This window comes from Streptomyces sp. B21-083 (assembly GCF_036898825.1).
Classification (GTDB): domain Bacteria; phylum Actinomycetota; class Actinomycetes; order Streptomycetales; family Streptomycetaceae; genus Streptomyces.
Genome location: NZ_JARUND010000002.1, coordinates 4,352,770 through 4,369,435, shown reverse-complemented (window position 1 = coordinate 4,369,435; position 16,666 = coordinate 4,352,770). Strand labels below are relative to the sequence as shown.

Below are 16,666 nucleotides of genomic sequence, written 5' to 3'. Positions count from 1 at the left end.
CCAACCCTTCGCCGCATGCGGCCAGCGCGGGCCGAGGCGTTTCGGCCGACCCGGGCCCAGGCCCAGGGGCTCCGGCCCAGGCCGCGTCTCCCACCCACCCGTTCGCCGCATGTGTCCAGCCAAGGCGGCCCCCTTCCATCCCGGCCCGCACCCCAGCCCGTCCGGCGCTTGAGGACAAGGCCCGTTCAGGGCCGACAGGGGGGTCTGGGGGCGCGCACCCCCAGGTACGGGATGGGACGGGTAGGGGCGGCGGGGGCGAGAAAAACCCCAGACCACCCCCAACTCCCCCCAACACTTACCCAAACCCCCTCCCCCCACCAACACCCCCAGCCACCATGTCCACATGACGGCCTCCATCCAGCCCCCCACTAAGCCCCCAACCCCCTCCCGAGCCACCTCCTTCAACACAGCCGCAGCCCAATACGCCCAAAACCGCCCCTCCTACCCGCCCGCCCTCCTGGACGCCGTAGAACACCTGGCCGCCCACCCCCTCACCGGCTCCCGCGTCGCAGACATCGGCGCCGGCACCGGCATATCCACCGCCCTCCTCCACGCCCGCGGCGCCCACGTGATCGCCGTAGAACCCGGCGACGGCATGGCAGCCCAGTTCCGCCGCACCCTCCCCGACGTGCCGATCGTCCGAGGCAACGGCAACGCCCTCCCCCTGGCCGACGCCTCCGTCGACTTCCTCACCTACGCCCAGTCCTGGCACTGGACCGACCCGGACCACGCCGTCCCGGAGGCCCTCCGCGTTCTGCGCCCGGGCGGCGCACTCGCCCTGTGGTGGAACACGTACGCCCTGGACATCCCCTGGATCGCCGCCCAGTCGAACCGCATCCAGTACTTCTTCGGCGTCGACACGGTCGTGGACAAGAACGGCGCCTCCCGCCGCGCCGCCGACCCCTCGGGCCGCCTCGACTTCGCCCGCCGCGGGCTCCGCTGGAGCCGCCACGTCCCGATCGACACCCACCTGGCCAACATCGGCAGCCACTCGGTCTTCCTGATCCACGACCAGGAGGCCGTCGCCGCCTTCCTGGCGGAGGAACGGAACCTCCTCCTCAAGCTCTTCCCGGCCGAAACGGTCGAGGAGACCTACGACGTAGACCTCCTGGTAGCCAAAACCTGAGCCACCTGCCCCCCCACCACCTGACCCCCCTCCCCTCCCCTCCCCGTGCGGCGGCCCACCTCTCCAGGGCCGCCGCACACGCATGTCCGCCGCACTTGACGCACCCTCGACCCGGGAGCATTATTCATCACATGATGAATTACAACGACCCCCCTCCTGGAAGGGCCGTCCAAGCCCAAGCCCTCACCGTCGTACGAGGCACCCGCAACGTCCTCCACGGCCTCGACTTCACCGTCCCGCGCGGCCAGATCACCGGCCTGCTCGGACCCTCGGGCTGCGGAAAGTCGACCCTCATGCGGGCGATCGTCGGCACGCAGGCCAAGGTCACCGGCACCCTGGACGTCCTGGGCCACCCCGCCGGCCACGCCACCCTCCGTACCCGCATCGGCTACGTGACCCAGGCCCCCTCGGTCTACGACGACCTGACGGTCCGCCAGAACCTGGCCTACTTCGCCGCGATCCTCGACCCCGGCCGCGCAGCCGCCGAACGCCGCCACGAGAACGTCACCCGCGCCATCGCCGACGTGGACCTCACCAACCGCGCCGACGCTCTCGCGGGCAACCTCTCCGGCGGCCAGCGCAGCCGCGTATCCCTGGCGGTGGCCCTCCTCGGCACCCCCGAACTGCTGGTCCTGGACGAACCGACGGTGGGCCTTGACCCCGTCCTCCGCCGCGACCTCTGGGCCCTCTTCCACACCATCGCGGCCACCCGCGGAGCGACGCTCCTCGTCTCCTCCCACGTCATGGACGAGGCCGAACGCTGCCACCGCCTCCTCCTCATGCGCGAGGGCGAACTCCTCGCCGACGACACCCCGGACGCCCTCCGCACCCGCACATCGACGGACACGGTCGAGGCGGCGTTCCTCCACCTGGTGGACGAGGCGAAAAATCCGCAGGCAAAAGATCCGCAGGCAAATGAGAGGGAGCAAACCAAGTGACCAGCACCGCCAACACCGCCCCCACCCCGAACCAGACCGTCTCAAGCCCCACAACATCCACAACACCCACAAGGCCCACCACGCCGCTGAACGCCTCCCGAACCACCGCCACCGCGATCCGGGTCCTGGCGCAGCTTCGTCACGACCCGCGCACCATCGCGATGCTGATCGTGCTCCCGAGCCTGCTCCTCGTCCTGCTCCGCTACGTCTTCGACGGCAGCCCGCGCACGTTCGACGGCATCGGCGCATCGCTCCTCGGGATCTTCCCCCTCATCACGATGTTCCTGGTGACCTCGATCGCCACCCTGCGCGAACGCACCTCGGGCACCCTCGAACGCCTCCTCGCCATGCCCCTCGGCAAGGGCGACCTCATCGCCGGCTACGCCCTGGCGTTCGGAATCCTCGCGATCATCCAGTCGGCCCTGGCCACAGGTCTGGCGGTCTGGTTCCTGGGCCTCGACGTCACGGGCTCCCCCTGGCTGCTCCTCCTGGTGGCCCTGCTGGACGCCCTCCTGGGTACCGCCCTCGGCCTCTTCGTCTCGGCCTTCGCGTCCTCGGAATTCCAGGCGGTCCAGTTCATGCCGGCGGTGATCTTCCCCCAACTACTCCTCTGCGGTCTCTTCACTCCCCGGTCCAACATGCACCCGGTCCTCGAAGCGATCTCCGACGTCCTCCCCATGTCCTACGCGGTGGACGGCATGAACGAGGTCCTCACCCACCCCGACATCACAGCCACCTTCGTACGAGACACCCTGATCGTCGCGGCCTGCGCCCTACTGGTCCTCACCCTGGGCGCAGCAACCCTCCGCCGCCGAACCCAATGACCAGACCCCTTTTCAGCCCCGGCCGGCACCTTCAGCCCGTCCGGCGTTTGAGGACGAGCGCTTCGGCGCGATGGGGGGTCTGGGGGCGCAGCCCCCAGGTACGGGATGGGACGGGTAGGGGCGGCGGGGGCGAAAAACATCCCGCCCACCGGACACGCCCCCCACCCACCCGCCCTCGATGCGAGGATGACCCCGGACGACGACGCACCCCCCGGAGGCCCCGCACCATGACCCAGAAAGTCGCAGTCCTCGGCACAGGAAAAATCGGCGAAGCCCTGCTCAGCGGAATGATCCGAGCCGGCTGGGCCCCCGCCGACCTCCTGGTCACCGCCCGCCGCCCGGAACGAGCCGAAGAACTCCGTATCCGCCACGGAGTGACCCCGGTCACCAACCCGGAGGCGGCGAAGATCGCCGACACCCTGATCCTCACGGTGAAACCGCAGGACATGGGCACCCTCCTCGACGAACTCGCCCCCCACGTCCCCAACGACCGTCTGGTCATCAGCGGGGCCGCCGGCATCCCGACCTCCTTCTTCGAGGCCCGCCTCACCACCGGCACCCCGGTCGTCCGTGTCATGACGAACACCCCGGCCCTCGTCGACGAGGCCATGTCGGTCATCTCCGCCGGCAGCCACGCCACCGCCGACCACCTCGCCCACACCGAGGAGATCTTCGGCGCGGTCGGCAAGACGCTCCGCGTCCCCGAGTCCCAGCAGGACGCGTGCACCGCACTCTCCGGCTCGGGCCCGGCGTACTTCTTCTACCTGGTCGAGGCGATGACGGACGCCGGCATCCTCCTCGGCCTGCCCCGCGACAAGGCCCACGACCTGATCGTCCAGTCCGCGATCGGCGCCGCCGTGATGCTCCGCGACAGCGGCGAACACCCCGTGAAGCTCCGCGAGAACGTCACATCCCCCGCGGGCACCACGATCAGCGCCATCCGCGAACTCGAGAACCACGGTGTACGAGCCGCCCTCATCGCGGCCCTCGAAGCCGCGCGCGACCGCAGCCGAGCCCTGGCCTCCGGCAACACCGGCTGAAGCCGGCCGCCGGCGCGCCTACCGGGCCGTGTCCACCACGGCCTCGGCCCGGCCCTCGGTAGCCGCCGGCAGCAGCCCGATCGCGCGATAGGCGGCATCAACGGTCGGCCGGGCCATCGCCCGGGCTCTCTCCGCCCCCTCCCGCAGCACTCCCTCCACAAACCCGGGATCCGCGCACAACTCCCTGTGCCGGCTCTGCACGGGCCTGAGCACCTCGACCACGGCTTCCGCGGTGTCCCTCTTCACATCCCCATAGGACTCGTACACACCGCTCAGCTCCGACGGTTCCCCACCCGTACAAGCCGCCAGAATCTCCAGCAGATTCGCGACCCCCGGCCGCCTCTCCGGGTCGTACTCGACATCCCGCCCACTGTCGGTCACGGCCCGCATGACCTTCTTCCGCACCACATCGGGCTCATCGAGCAGATAGACGATCCCAGGCCCGACGTCCTCGCTCTTCCCCATCTTCGACGTCGGCTCCTGCAGATTCATGACCCGCGCACCCACCGCCGGACGCGTGGCCCGCGGCACCACGAACGTGTGCCCGTACCGCTGGTTGAACCGCACCGCCAGATCCCGGGTCAGCTCGACGTGCTGCGTCTGATCGTCCCCGACCGGCACTTCGTCGGCCCCGTACGCCAGGATGTCGGCCGCCATCAGCACGGGATACGTCAGCAGCGACAGCCGCACACTCCCACCCCGAGCCCGCTCCCGTGCCGACTTCTCCCTGTACTGGATCATCCGCCGCATCTCCCCGTCGGAGGCGACGCACTCCATCACGTACGACAGCCGCGTGTGCTCGTCGACATGACTCTGTACGAAGACGGTGCACAGCTCAGGATCGAGCCCCGACGCCAGCAACAGCGTGGCCGCCTGCCTACTGAGTCGGCGCACCCGCGCGGGATCGTGGTCCACGGTCAGCGCGTGCAGATCGACGATGCAGAACAGGGAGTCCGCCCGGTGCTGGTCCACGGCGGCCCACCGCCGCATGGCCCCCAGGTAGTTCCCCAGTGTCAGATGTCCGGTCGGCTTGATCCCGCTGAAGACCCGTGTCATCTCTTCTCCACCTCCTGGTCGAGACCACCGCACCCGGCCGGCCGACCCCCTCAGGAGGGAGAAACAAGAACGGCCGCCGAGGCGGCGGCCGTTGAGTACATACGTGTACGGCCGCCGTCAGGCGGCCCACCACTGCTGGGTGCACGTACGCGTAGTCACGTGCACGAGGCTACGCCGCTGGGACCCCTGCCGACACCGAGTTGACACACTCCAGGCCCGTACGTAGTGTTCTCCGAGTTGTTCGACGTGAGCGCCGACCCCGGTCGGTCCCCGGACAGCCATTCCGCAGGTACCCAGCAACGGTCGACGACCTGTCGTCGCGCCGGTGGCATGTCATTGGCATGCGTATTTGTGAAATGAGGAATCCGCGTTCGAAAGGGCGCACCCCCCGATTGGCTCGGGAGGCAGGGAATCCGCTAAAGTCTCACTCGTCGGAACGGCCCAACAGCCGGGAGGACAAGCCCCACTGACTGGGAATCAGGACCGAAAGGATCTGATAGAGTCGGACTCGCCGGAAAGGGAAACGCGAAAGCGGAAACCTGGAAAGCACCGAGGAAATCGGATACGGAAACGGTCTGATAGAGTCGGAAACGCAGGACAGCAAGACAAGCTAAACAGTAGGACCGAAGGGAAACTGCCCGGAGGAAAGCCTGAGAGAGTTTCTTGGGTGAGTACGAAGGAAGCGTCCGTTCCTTGAGAACTCAACAGCGTGCCAAAAATCAACGCCAGATTTGTTGATACCCCGGCTCACAGAGTTATCTGTGGGTTGAGGTTCCTTTGAAGTAACACAAACACAGCGAGGACGCTGTGAACGGTCGGGCTTATTCCGCTTGACTGTTCCGCTCTCGTGTGTGTGTGCCGGCTGTATTAATTTACTGGCCGAGTAAACATTCACGGAGAGTTTGATCCTGGCTCAGGACGAACGCTGGCGGCGTGCTTAACACATGCAAGTCGAACGATGAAGCCTTTCGGGGTGGATTAGTGGCGAACGGGTGAGTAACACGTGGGCAATCTGCCCTGCACTCTGGGACAAGCCCTGGAAACGGGGTCTAATACCGGATAATACCTTTCCTCGCATGGGGGTGGGTTAAAAGCTCCGGCGGTGCAGGATGAGCCCGCGGCCTATCAGCTTGTTGGTGAGGTAGTGGCTCACCAAGGCGACGACGGGTAGCCGGCCTGAGAGGGCGACCGGCCACACTGGGACTGAGACACGGCCCAGACTCCTACGGGAGGCAGCAGTGGGGAATATTGCACAATGGGCGAAAGCCTGATGCAGCGACGCCGCGTGAGGGATGACGGCCTTCGGGTTGTAAACCTCTTTCAGCAGGGAAGAAGCGAAAGTGACGGTACCTGCAGAAGAAGCGCCGGCTAACTACGTGCCAGCAGCCGCGGTAATACGTAGGGCGCAAGCGTTGTCCGGAATTATTGGGCGTAAAGAGCTCGTAGGCGGTCTGTCGCGTCGGATGTGAAAGCCCGGGGCTTAACCCCGGGTCTGCATTCGATACGGGCAGACTAGAGTGTGGTAGGGGAGATCGGAATTCCTGGTGTAGCGGTGAAATGCGCAGATATCAGGAGGAACACCGGTGGCGAAGGCGGATCTCTGGGCCATTACTGACGCTGAGGAGCGAAAGCGTGGGGAGCGAACAGGATTAGATACCCTGGTAGTCCACGCCGTAAACGGTGGGAACTAGGTGTTGGCGACATTCCACGTCGTCGGTGCCGCAGCTAACGCATTAAGTTCCCCGCCTGGGGAGTACGGCCGCAAGGCTAAAACTCAAAGGAATTGACGGGGGCCCGCACAAGCAGCGGAGCATGTGGCTTAATTCGACGCAACGCGAAGAACCTTACCAAGGCTTGACATACACCGGAAACATCCAGAGATGGGTGCCCCCTTGTGGTCGGTGTACAGGTGGTGCATGGCTGTCGTCAGCTCGTGTCGTGAGATGTTGGGTTAAGTCCCGCAACGAGCGCAACCCTTGTTCTGTGTTGCCAGCATGCCCTTCGGGGTGATGGGGACTCACAGGAGACTGCCGGGGTCAACTCGGAGGAAGGTGGGGACGACGTCAAGTCATCATGCCCCTTATGTCTTGGGCTGCACACGTGCTACAATGGCCGGTACAATGAGCTGCGATGCCGTGAGGCGGAGCGAATCTCAAAAAGCCGGTCTCAGTTCGGATTGGGGTCTGCAACTCGACCCCATGAAGTCGGAGTTGCTAGTAATCGCAGATCAGCATTGCTGCGGTGAATACGTTCCCGGGCCTTGTACACACCGCCCGTCACGTCACGAAAGTCGGTAACACCCGAAGCCGGTGGCCCAACCCCTTACGGGGAGGGAGCTGTCGAAGGTGGGACTGGCGATTGGGACGAAGTCGTAACAAGGTAGCCGTACCGGAAGGTGCGGCTGGATCACCTCCTTTCTAAGGAGCATCTAGGCCGCCAGGCATTGCTTGGTGGTCCAGGGCCATTACGTCGGCATACGTCCGGCGGTGGTTGCTCATGGGTGGAACGTTGATTATTCGGCACCTCAGTCGTCTCAGGCTGTGAGTACTGTCCTTCGGGGCGTGGAAAGCTGATCTGAGTGGTAAGGGGTGTCGGGCACGCTGTTGGGTGTCTGAGGGTATGGCCGTGAGGTTGTGTCTTCAGTGCCGGCCCCAGTGAACTCGCCTGTCAGGGTGGGGTGGTGGGTGGTTGGTCGTTGTTTGAGAACTGCACAGTGGACGCGAGCATCTGTGGCCAAGTTTTTAAGGGCGCACGGTGGATGCCTTGGCACCAGGAACCGATGAAGGACGTGGGAGGCCACGATAGTCCCCGGGGAGTCGTCAACCAGGCTTTGATCCGGGGGTTTCCGAATGGGGAAACCCGGCAGTCGTCATGGGCTGTCACCCACATCTGAACACATAGGGTGTGTGGAGGGAACGCGGGGAAGTGAAACATCTCAGTACCCGCAGGAAGAGAAAACAACCGTGATTCCGGGAGTAGTGGCGAGCGAAACCGGATGAGGCCAAACCGTATACGTGTGAGACCCGGCAGGGGTTGCGTATGCGGGGTTGTGGGATCTCTCTTTCACAGTCTGCCGGCTGTGAGGCGAGTCAGAAACCGTTGATGTAGGCGAAGGACATGCGAAAGGTCCGGCGTAGAGGGTAAGACCCCCGTAGTCGAAACATCAACGGCTCGTTTGAGAGACACCCAAGTAGCACGGGGCCCGAGAAATCCCGTGTGAATCTGGCGGGACCACCCGTTAAGCCTAAATATTCCCTGGTGACCGATAGCGGATAGTACCGTGAGGGAATGGTGAAAAGTACCGCGGGAGCGGAGTGAAATAGTACCTGAAACCGTGTGCCTACAAGCCGTGGGAGCGTCGCTCACAGAGTTTACTCTGTGGGTCGTGACTGCGTGCCTTTTGAAGAATGAGCCTGCGAGTTTGCGGTGTGTTGCGAGGTTAACCCGTGTGGGGAAGCCGTAGCGAAAGCGAGTCCGAATAGGGCGATTTAGTAGCGCGCTCAAGACCCGAAGCGGAGTGATCTAGCCATGGGCAGGTTGAAGCGGAGGTAAGACTTCGTGGAGGACCGAACCCACCAGGGTTGAAAACCTGGGGGATGACCTGTGGTTAGGGGTGAAAGGCCAATCAAACTCCGTGATAGCTGGTTCTCCCCGAAATGCATTTAGGTGCAGCGTCGTGTGTTTCTTGCCGGAGGTAGAGCACTGGATAGGCGATGGGCCCTACCGGGTTACTGACCTTAGCCAAACTCCGAATGCCGGTAAGTGAGAGCACGGCAGTGAGACTGTGGGGGATAAGCTCCATGGTCGAGAGGGAAACAGCCCAGAGCATCGACTAAGGCCCCTAAGCGTACGCTAAGTGGGAAAGGATGTGGAGTCGCACAGACAACCAGGAGGTTGGCTTAGAAGCAGCCACCCTTGAAAGAGTGCGTAATAGCTCACTGGTCTAGTGATTCCGCGCCGACAATGTAGCGGGGCTCAAGCGTACCGCCGAAGTCGTGTCATTCCAGCACATACCCCCAACGGGGGCTGGGATGGGTAGGGGAGCGTCGTGTGCCGGGTGAAGCTGCAGCGGAAGCTAGTGGTGGACGGTTCACGAGTGAGAATGCAGGCATGAGTAGCGATACACACGTGGGAAACGTGTGCGCCGATTGACTAAGGGTTCCTGGGTCAAGCTGATCTGCCCAGGGTAAGTCGGGACCTAAGGCGAGGCCGACAGGCGTAGTCGATGGATAACCGGTTGATATTCCGGTACCCGCTGTGAAGCGTCAAACATTGAACCAGGCGATGCTAAGTCCGTGAAGCCGCCCCGGAGCCTTCGGGCAAGGGGGAGTGGTGGAGCCGACGGACCAGACCTGCAGTAGGTGAGTGATGGGGTGACGCAGGAAGGTAGTCCATCCCGGGCGGTGGTTGTCCCGGGGTAAGGGTGTAGGACGGTGTGTAGGCAAATCCGCACACCACATAGTCTGAGACCTGATGCCGAGCCGATTGTGGTGAAGTGGATGATCCTATGCTGTCGAGAAAAGCCTCTAGCGAGTTTCATGGCGGCCCGTACCCTAAACCGACTCAGGTGGTCAGGTAGAGAATACCGAGGCGTTCGGGTGAACTATGGTTAAGGAACTCGGCAAAATGCCCCCGTAACTTCGGGAGAAGGGGGGCCATCACTGGTGAGGAGATTTACTCTCCGAGCTGGGGGTGGCCGCAGAGACCAGCGAGAAGCGACTGTTTACTAAAAACACAGGTCCGTGCGAAGCCGTAAGGCGATGTATACGGACTGACGCCTGCCCGGTGCTGGAACGTTAAGGGGACCGGTTAGTCCAACTTCGGTTGGGCGAAGCTGAGAACTTAAGCGCCAGTAAACGGCGGTGGTAACTATAACCATCCTAAGGTAGCGAAATTCCTTGTCGGGTAAGTTCCGACCTGCACGAATGGCGTAACGACTTCTCGACTGTCTCAACCATAGGCCCGGTGAAATTGCACTACGAGTAAAGATGCTCGTTTCGCGCAGCAGGACGGAAAGACCCCGGGACCTTTACTATAGTTTGATATTGGTGTTCGGTTCGGCTTGTGTAGGATAGCTGGGAGACTTTGAAGCGGGCACGCCAGTGTTTGTGGAGTCGTCGTTGAAATACCAGTCTGGTCGTGCTGGATGTCTAACCTGGGTCCGTGATCCGGATCAGGGACAGTGTCTGATGGGTAGTTTAACTGGGGCGGTTGCCTCCTAAAGAGTAACGGAGGCGCCCAAAGGTTCCCTCAGCCTGGTTGGCAATCAGGTGTTGAGTGTAAGTGCACAAGGGAGCTTGACTGTGAGACCGACGGGTCGAGCAGGGACGAAAGTCGGGACTAGTGATCCGGCGGTGGCTTGTGGAAGCGCCGTCGCTCAACGGATAAAAGGTACCCCGGGGATAACAGGCTGATCTTCCCCAAGAGTCCATATCGACGGGATGGTTTGGCACCTCGATGTCGGCTCGTCGCATCCTGGGGCTGGAGTCGGTCCCAAGGGTTGGGCTGTTCGCCCATTAAAGCGGTACGCGAGCTGGGTTTAGAACGTCGTGAGACAGTTCGGTCCCTATCCGCTGCGCGCGCAGGAACATTGAGAAGGGCTGTCCCTAGTACGAGAGGACCGGGACGGACGAACCTCTGGTGTGCCAGTTGTCCTGCCAAGGGCATGGCTGGTTGGCTACGTTCGGGAGGGATAACCGCTGAAAGCATCTAAGCGGGAAGCCTGCTTCAAGATGAGTGTTCCCACCCACTAGATGGGGTAAGGCTCCCAGTAGACGACTGGGTTGATAGGCCAGATCTGGAAGCCCGGTAACGGGTGGAGGTGACTGGTACTAATAGGCCGAGGGCTTGTCCTCAGTTGCTCGCGTCCACTGTGTTGGTTCTGAAACCACGAACAACCCCGCCCAAGGTCACGGGTGGTGCGGTTGATATGTGTTTCACCGTGTTTCGGTGGTCATAGCGTGAGGGAAACGCCCGGTTACATTCCGAACCCGGAAGCTAAGCCTCACAGCGCCGATGGTACTGCAGGGGGGACCCTGTGGGAGAGTAGGACACCGCCGAACAAATATTGCGAAAAGCCTCGTACCGGGAAACCGGTCCGGGGCTTTTCTGCGTTTACGGTCGTTCAGCATTTAGGGTCCAGTTATGCGCTATGACCTTGTCATCTTCGACAACGACGGTGTTCTCGTCGACAGTGAGGCGATCTCCAACACGCTTCTGGCCGCCTATCTCACCGAGCTCGGGCATCCGACCTCGTACGAGGACTCCCTCCGCGACTACATGGGCTCCGCGATGCACCGCGTACACGATCTGGTGGAAGAGCGCAGCGGGCGGCTGTTGCCGGACGACTTCGATGACGTATTTCACAGTCGGGTGTTCGCCGCGTTCGAGCGGGAGCTGCAGCCGGTGGCCGGCGTGGTCGACGTACTGGAGAAGTTGGCGGCCGACGGGGTGCCGTACTGCGTGGCTTCCTCCGGGAGCCATGAGCGGATTCGGGTGGGCCATCGGACCACCGGGCTCGATCGGTGGTTCGACGCGGGACGGGTTTTCAGTGCGCAGGACGTGGGGCGGGGGAAGCCGGCGCCCGATCTGTTTCTTCACGCGGCGGAACGCATGGGGGTGGCGGCTGACCGGTGTGTGGTGGTCGAGGACAGTCCGCTGGGGGTGCGGGCCGCTGTGGCGGCCGGGATGGATGTGCTCGGGTTCACCGCCATGACGCCCGCCGAGCGGCTGGTCGGGGCCACTCAACTCTTCGGGAGCATGGGCGAGTTGGCTGACCTGCTTGTTTGAGGACGGGCATGCGGTGGCGCTGACAATTGTCATGCCAGGGTGTGGACGTTCGTTTCTGTCGGCGGGGTGGGGGTGACCGCCAGGCTTGAGGCATGACAACAGTGACGACGAACTCGGCCTCCCTTCGACGGAGCCTTCTGCCGTTGGTCCTCGATGTGGCAGTGCCTGTCGGGTCGTACTACGTGTTCAGGAACGGGCTCGGGATGAGTACCGTCGCCGCGCTCGGGTGGAGCAGTGCCGTTCCCGCGGTGCGGACCGGGTGGAGTGTGATCCGGGGGCGGACGGTCAACGCGATGGCCGCGCTCATCCTCGTGGTCAATGTCGCGGGGGTGCTGCTCAGCTTTGTCGCCGGGGACGCGCGGCTGATGCTGGTGAAGGACAGCGGGGTCAGCAGTGTCGTCGGGATCGGCGTGCTGGTGTCGGTCCGGTTCGGGCGGCCGATGATGACCGAGGGGATGAAGCCGTTCCTCCTCAGGGGAGATGCCGAGCGGGTCGCCGCCTGGGAGCGGCTGGTCAGTGGGTCCCCGCGGTTCCAGCGGGCCGAGCGGACCTTCTCGGTGGTGTGGGGTGTGGTGCTGCTGGGGGAGTGCGTCGCGCGGATCGTGGGGGTGTACGTCCTCTCCGTCGACACCATGGTCTGGCTCGGCACCGTCATGATGGTCGGGGCGATGGTGCTGGGTGTTCTCGTCGGTGGTGCGCTCGCTGTAGAGCCCATGAAGCTGATGCTTCGCGCAGAGGTCGCCCGGCAGCGCGAGGGCGGTAGCGAGGCCTCGGATGCTGGTTCTCAGGCCGGCTTTGACACCAAGCGTGGTGGTGCGGTGGCTCACCGTGTACAGATGGACGTGGTTGCCGGTTGAGATCAAAGGTGAGCAGAATTCACCTTCCGAATCATCTACCCACGAGTAAGCCGGGGCCCTACGCTCGCCGCCATGACAGATGTGCTGCGGCGCGGTAGGGCCTCGCTGGCGTTCAGTTTTTTTGCTCAGGGCGCCGCCTTCGCGCTGCTCGTGACACGGATCCCGGCCATCCAGGACCGGTACGGCATCTCCGACGCGATGCTGCCGATCTTCCTGGCCGCCGTCCCCGTGCTGGCCGGGGTCGGCAGTGTCTGCGCCGAGCAGGTGGTGAAGCGGGTGCGGCCCAGTCTCGTACTGAGGTGGTCGCAGCCCGTCGTGCTCCTGGCGCTGCTCGCTGTCGGCGCCGGGGACCATGTCGCCGAGGTGGCTGTGGCGCTGGGGGCGTTCGGGCTGGCCGTCGGTGGGCTCGACGCCTCGATGAACATGCTCGGGGTGAGTCTGCAGCGGGCGTACGGGCGCAGCATCATGCTCGGGTTCCATGCGGCGTTCAGCCTGGGTGGGATCGTCGGGGCCTCGCTGGCCTGGGTCGGCGCGCACTGGCATCTCGCCCTCTCCGTGTCCTATCTGCCTGTCGTGGCCGTGCTGTTGCCGGCCGTGCTGGTCGGAAGCCGGTGGTACGTCGACGCGCGGGACGGGGGCGGAAGCGGGGGAGAGGCGAAGTTCGACTCGGTGCCGAGTGACGTGCCCGGGGCGGGGGCCGACTCGGGTGCCCTTGTCTTCAGGCTGCTGCTGCCGCTGTGTCTGGTGATGACGTTCGCCTACATCGGGGACTCGACGGTCTCCAACTGGAGTGCCAAGTATCTGCAGGACGTGCTCGGGAGTTCCGAGCAGCTCGCGACGGTTCCGTACAACGTCTACATGGTCACCACGCTCGTCGGGCGGGCCATCGGGGACGTCGGGGTGCGGAGATTCGGGGCCGTGACCGTCGTACGGGCGGGGGCGATGCTGGCGGCGCTCGGGTTCGGGGTGGTGGCGGTGGCTCCCGGGGCGTGGGTCGGGATGCTCGGGTTCACCTTGCTGGGGCTCGGGTTGTGCGTGATCGTGCCGCAGACCTTCGCCGCCGCCGGGCGGCTGTTCCCGGGGGCCTCGGATGCCGCCGTGGCGCGGCTCAACATCTTCAACTACGTCGGGTTCCTGATTGGTTCGCCCCTGGTGGGGGCTTTGGGTGATCTGTGGAACTACCGCGGGGCGATGCTCGTTCCGATGGTGTTGGTCCTGGTGACGTTGAAGTACGCGGGGTCGTTCGATCCGGGACGGGCCGGATACGGTGACGGGCATGAGCGGCCGCGCACAGCTGATGTGGGACGAGGCAGTAACGGGCTATGACTTCGGCCCGGATCACCCGATGGATCCGGTCCGGCTCGCCCTGACCCGGCGACTCGTCGACGCCTTCGGGCTCGACCGGGAAGTGGACGTGGTCTCGGCGAAGCCCGCCGGGGAGTCGACCCTGCGGCTTGTGCACCGTGCGGACTACATCGAGGCGGTCAAGGCGGCGTCCGTCGACCCGGGGGCGGCCGACACGGCGTACGGGCTGGGGACCGTCGATGATCCGGCCTTCGCGGGGATGCACGAGGTGTCCGCGCTGATCGCGGGGCAGTCGGTCGGGGCCGCCGAGGCGGTGTGGCGCGGAGAGGCGATGCACGCCGTCAACTTCGCGGGCGGCCTGCATCACGCGATGCCGGGGGGCGCGTCCGGGTTCTGTATCTACAACGACGCCTCGCTGGCCATCGCCCGGCTGCTGGAGCTGGGGGCCGAGCGGGTCGCCTACGTGGATGTGGACGTGCATCACGGGGACGGGGTCCAGGCCGCGTTCTGGGAGGACCCGCGGGTGCTGACCATCTCGCTGCACGAGCATCCGCGCACGCTGTTCCCGCAGACGGGGTGGCCCGAGGAGACGGGGGCGGAGGGTCCTGCCGAGGGGAGCGCCGTCAATGTCGCGTTGCCGGCCGGGACCGGGGACGCGGGATGGCTGCGGGCCTTTCACGCGGTCGTGCCCGAGCTGATCGCCGACTTCCGGCCGCAGGTGCTGGTCACCCAGCACGGGGCCGACACCCACTTCGAGGACCCGCTCGCGCATCTCGCCGTGTCGTTGGACGCGCAGCGGGCGGTGCAGGTGGCCTGTCACGACCTCGCGCACGAGTACGCCGACGGGAAGTGGGTCGCCCTGGGCGGCGGCGGATACGCGGTGGTGGAGGTCGTACCGCGGTCCTGGACGCATCTGGTGGCCATCGCGGCGGGGCGGGCTGTCGAGCCGACGGCGATGATCCCGGAGGGGTGGCGGCAGGAAGTGTTCGCGCGTACCCGGCAGTTGGCGCCGGCGCGGATGACGGACGGGCGGTGGCCGGTGGCCTACGCCGACTGGGAGTCGGGGTACGACCCCGCCGACCGTCTCGACCAGGCGGTCGTGGCGGCTCGGCGGGCCGTGTTCCCGCTGCGTGGGCTGCTGGCGTAGGGCTCGGCCCGTCAGGGTGTGGTCCGGCTGTCAGGCGCAGAGACCGCTTCCGCTGTTGTAGTAGATGTCGATCGAGCCGCTCCACGTCAGGCACTGCTGGAAGACCGTGGCGGCGTCCAGGTAGATCGGTCCCGCGTACTCCTTGAAGGAGCCATGGTCCTCCACGGGCTTGCTGGAGGCGGGCCAGGTGTCGAGGGTGACCTGCATGTACATGCGGGTGCCCGGCTTGGTGCGGACGAGGACTGCGCAGTTGTCGCCGGTGGAGTAGTTCAAGGTGACGTACACCGTGCCGATGACGTTGGTCGGCGACGACTGCACCTCTGTCCAGTTCACGACGGAGAAGCCGGGGCCGCAGGCGCCGTTGTACGCGCCGGGTGTGGTCGCCGCGGAGGCCGGGGCGGTCGCGACGGCGGTGCCGGCGAGGATGAGGGCGGCGAGCGCGGTGGCCGTGGTGGACGTACGACGGGACAGCTTCATGGTGTTCCCCCTGTGGTGACGACTGGTCGGTGTGTGCGGGCCGCGGATGACGGCGGTCGGCCGGCCGCTGCCGCACACATGAGATGAGACCCGGGAGTACGTAGGACAGTTGTGGCCGTTTTTGTCACGGTCCTGTCATCCGTGTAACAAGCCGCTCGGGGGCGGGGTTCGCGGCATTACGCCAACTGTGCGGTGTTTTCGGCGTTCCCGTCGTGCCCGGTGCCCGCGTCCGTCACCATCGCTTTCGTGTTGAGCGCCGGCGCCCTCCGCGCCCATCTCCTGGCCGCCCGTCTCGCCGGGCCCGTGGCGACCTCGCGGGAGGAGAGTCTGCGGAGCTATCGGCTGTTCGCCGCTCGTGATCCCCGGGCGCTGATCGGACTCGATCCCGAACGGACTTGGCGGCAACGGGATCTGATCGCTTTGATGGCTGACAGATGTGGGGTTTCGGCCGATCCGCAGTGCGTCTCCGGATGTGATGTGATCGATCCGGAGCGGACACTCGCAGCCCTCGACGCCTTCGCCGAGCGACTCTCCGCAGTCGCGCGCCGCCGTGCCCCCGTACTCCTGGGCACCGGTCACCCGCATCGACTGCTGGGTTTCTACGCCTCCTTGGCGGACGCTCTGTCGGCGGCGGGATGTGCTGTCCTCACCCCGGCGCAGGGTAGCTCTGTCGACATAACGACCCGGTTCGGTCTACGCACGTACAACCTCGACTACGTACGAGGAGTCGCCCTCGCCCGGGAAGCGCGTGCTGGGGCCGCCCGGCGTGAGCCCGGCGCACACACGCACTCTCCCCTCCCGGTTCGGACCGCTCTGAGTGCCGCCGCCGAGGCCGGCGGAACGCTCCCGGAGCTGGTGATCGGGGACCACGGATGGGTCTGCGGCGCAGGTCAGTTGGGGTTCGAGGCCATCGGGCTGGCCGATGTGGACGATCCCGCGCTCTTCGTCGGAGAGGCCGAGGGGCGAGTGTCCGTCGTCGTTCCACTTGATGACGGTGTGCGGTCCGATTACTACCGGCCGCTTACCCGCTACGTACTCAATCGAGCGTGTCTGTCACAGTAGGCCGCCGATGGGTGCACCTCTTCCCCACTCGCATCACCCGCCCCT

Annotated in this window: 11 protein-coding genes and 3 rRNA genes; 12 read left to right on the top strand and 2 right to left on the bottom strand. The window is 65.0% G+C overall.

The genetic code is table 11. The features are described 5' to 3' along the window. The first annotated feature begins 343 nt into the window (after positions 1-343). From QA861_RS43635 to proC, 4 genes are all read left to right on the top strand, one after another. A complete protein-coding gene (locus QA861_RS43635) occupies positions 344-1,126 on the top strand; it encodes a class I SAM-dependent methyltransferase (RefSeq protein ID WP_334594497.1) in 783 nt (260 codons plus the stop codon). Between the two features lie 131 nt (positions 1,127-1,257). Further along, positions 1,258-2,064 carry an ABC transporter ATP-binding protein gene (locus QA861_RS43630; RefSeq protein WP_334594496.1) on the top strand — a complete coding sequence of 269 codons (807 nt, stop codon included), beginning with the start codon at positions 1,258-1,260 and terminating at the stop codon, positions 2,062-2,064. Next, entirely contained in the window at positions 2,061-2,888 is an 828-nt protein-coding gene (locus tag QA861_RS43625; protein ID WP_334594495.1) for an ABC transporter permease, read from the top strand. Before QA861_RS43630 ends, QA861_RS43625 begins: the two co-directional genes overlap by 4 nt. 227 nt (positions 2,889-3,115) lie before the next feature. After that, the gene (gene proC, locus QA861_RS43620; protein WP_334594494.1) at positions 3,116-3,928 is read left to right on the top strand and encodes a pyrroline-5-carboxylate reductase; all 813 of its coding nucleotides are present in this window, start codon (positions 3,116-3,118) and stop codon (positions 3,926-3,928) included. A gap of 18 nt (positions 3,929-3,946) precedes the next feature. Here proC and trpS read toward each other — a convergent pair whose 3' ends face one another. After that, on the bottom strand, positions 3,947-4,984 hold the full coding sequence (trpS, locus tag QA861_RS43615; RefSeq protein ID WP_334594493.1) for a tryptophan--tRNA ligase: 1,038 nt from the start codon (positions 4,982-4,984) through the stop codon (positions 3,947-3,949). 890 nt (positions 4,985-5,874) lie between these two features. Between trpS and QA861_RS43610 the strand changes: the two genes are divergently transcribed. From QA861_RS43610 to QA861_RS43580, 7 genes are all read left to right on the top strand, one after another. Further along, positions 5,875-7,401: ribosomal RNA gene (locus tag QA861_RS43610) — 16S ribosomal RNA — on the top strand. A gap of 314 nt (positions 7,402-7,715) precedes the next feature. Next, positions 7,716-10,839: ribosomal RNA gene (locus tag QA861_RS43605) — 23S ribosomal RNA — on the top strand. Between the two features lie 90 nt (positions 10,840-10,929). After that, a 5S ribosomal RNA gene (gene rrf / locus QA861_RS43600) occupies positions 10,930-11,046 on the top strand. The 16S, 23S and 5S rRNA genes sit together here, the layout of an rRNA operon. Positions 11,047-11,128: 82 nt before the next feature. Further along, positions 11,129-11,773: an HAD family hydrolase gene (locus QA861_RS43595; protein WP_334594492.1), complete on the top strand. Its 645-nt coding sequence runs from the start codon at positions 11,129-11,131 to the stop codon at positions 11,771-11,773. 101 nt (positions 11,774-11,874) lie between these two features. Continuing rightward, positions 11,875-12,630 (top strand): VC0807 family protein, encoded by a 756-nt coding sequence (locus tag QA861_RS43590; RefSeq protein WP_334595040.1) that lies wholly within the window; start codon positions 11,875-11,877, stop codon positions 12,628-12,630. 72 nt (positions 12,631-12,702) lie between these two features. Beyond that, positions 12,703-13,956, top strand: a complete 1,254-nt coding sequence (locus QA861_RS43585) for an MFS transporter (RefSeq protein WP_334594491.1) — start codon at positions 12,703-12,705, stop codon at positions 13,954-13,956. Beyond that, the gene (locus QA861_RS43580) at positions 13,907-15,082 is read left to right on the top strand and encodes an acetoin utilization protein AcuC (protein WP_334594490.1); all 1,176 of its coding nucleotides are present in this window, start codon (positions 13,907-13,909) and stop codon (positions 15,080-15,082) included. Before QA861_RS43585 ends, QA861_RS43580 begins: the two co-directional genes overlap by 50 nt. 30 nt (positions 15,083-15,112) lie before the next feature. On the opposite strand, the gene QA861_RS43575 is transcribed toward QA861_RS43580, so the two are convergent. Then, positions 15,113-15,559: a hypothetical protein gene (locus QA861_RS43575; protein WP_334594489.1), complete on the bottom strand. Its 447-nt coding sequence runs from the start codon at positions 15,557-15,559 to the stop codon at positions 15,113-15,115. Between the two features lie 246 nt (positions 15,560-15,805). On the opposite strand from QA861_RS43575, the gene QA861_RS43570 reads away from it, so the two are divergent. Further along, the gene (locus tag QA861_RS43570; protein WP_334594488.1) at positions 15,806-16,621 is read left to right on the top strand and encodes a phosphatase; all 816 of its coding nucleotides are present in this window, start codon (positions 15,806-15,808) and stop codon (positions 16,619-16,621) included. The last annotated feature ends 45 nt before the right edge of the window (positions 16,622-16,666 follow it).

Excerpts from the sequence above, each read along its gene's own strand:
- QA861_RS43635 (WP_334594497.1), top strand. The coding sequence starts at position 344 with ATGACGGCCTCCATCCAGCCCCCCACTAAGCCCCCAACCCCCTCCCGA.
- QA861_RS43630 (WP_334594496.1), top strand. The coding sequence starts at position 1,258 with ATGATGAATTACAACGACCCCCCTCCTGGAAGGGCCGTCCAAGCCCAA.
- proC (WP_334594494.1), top strand. The coding sequence starts at position 3,116 with ATGACCCAGAAAGTCGCAGTCCTCGGCACAGGAAAAATCGGCGAAGCC.
- trpS (WP_334594493.1), bottom strand. The coding sequence starts at position 4,984 with ATGACACGGGTCTTCAGCGGGATCAAGCCGACCGGACATCTGACACTG.
- QA861_RS43595 (WP_334594492.1), top strand. The coding sequence starts at position 11,129 with ATGCGCTATGACCTTGTCATCTTCGACAACGACGGTGTTCTCGTCGAC.
- QA861_RS43585 (WP_334594491.1), top strand. The coding sequence starts at position 12,703 with ATGACAGATGTGCTGCGGCGCGGTAGGGCCTCGCTGGCGTTCAGTTTT.
- QA861_RS43580 (WP_334594490.1), top strand. The coding sequence starts at position 13,907 with ATGAGCGGCCGCGCACAGCTGATGTGGGACGAGGCAGTAACGGGCTAT.
- QA861_RS43575 (WP_334594489.1), bottom strand. The coding sequence starts at position 15,559 with ATGAAGCTGTCCCGTCGTACGTCCACCACGGCCACCGCGCTCGCCGCC.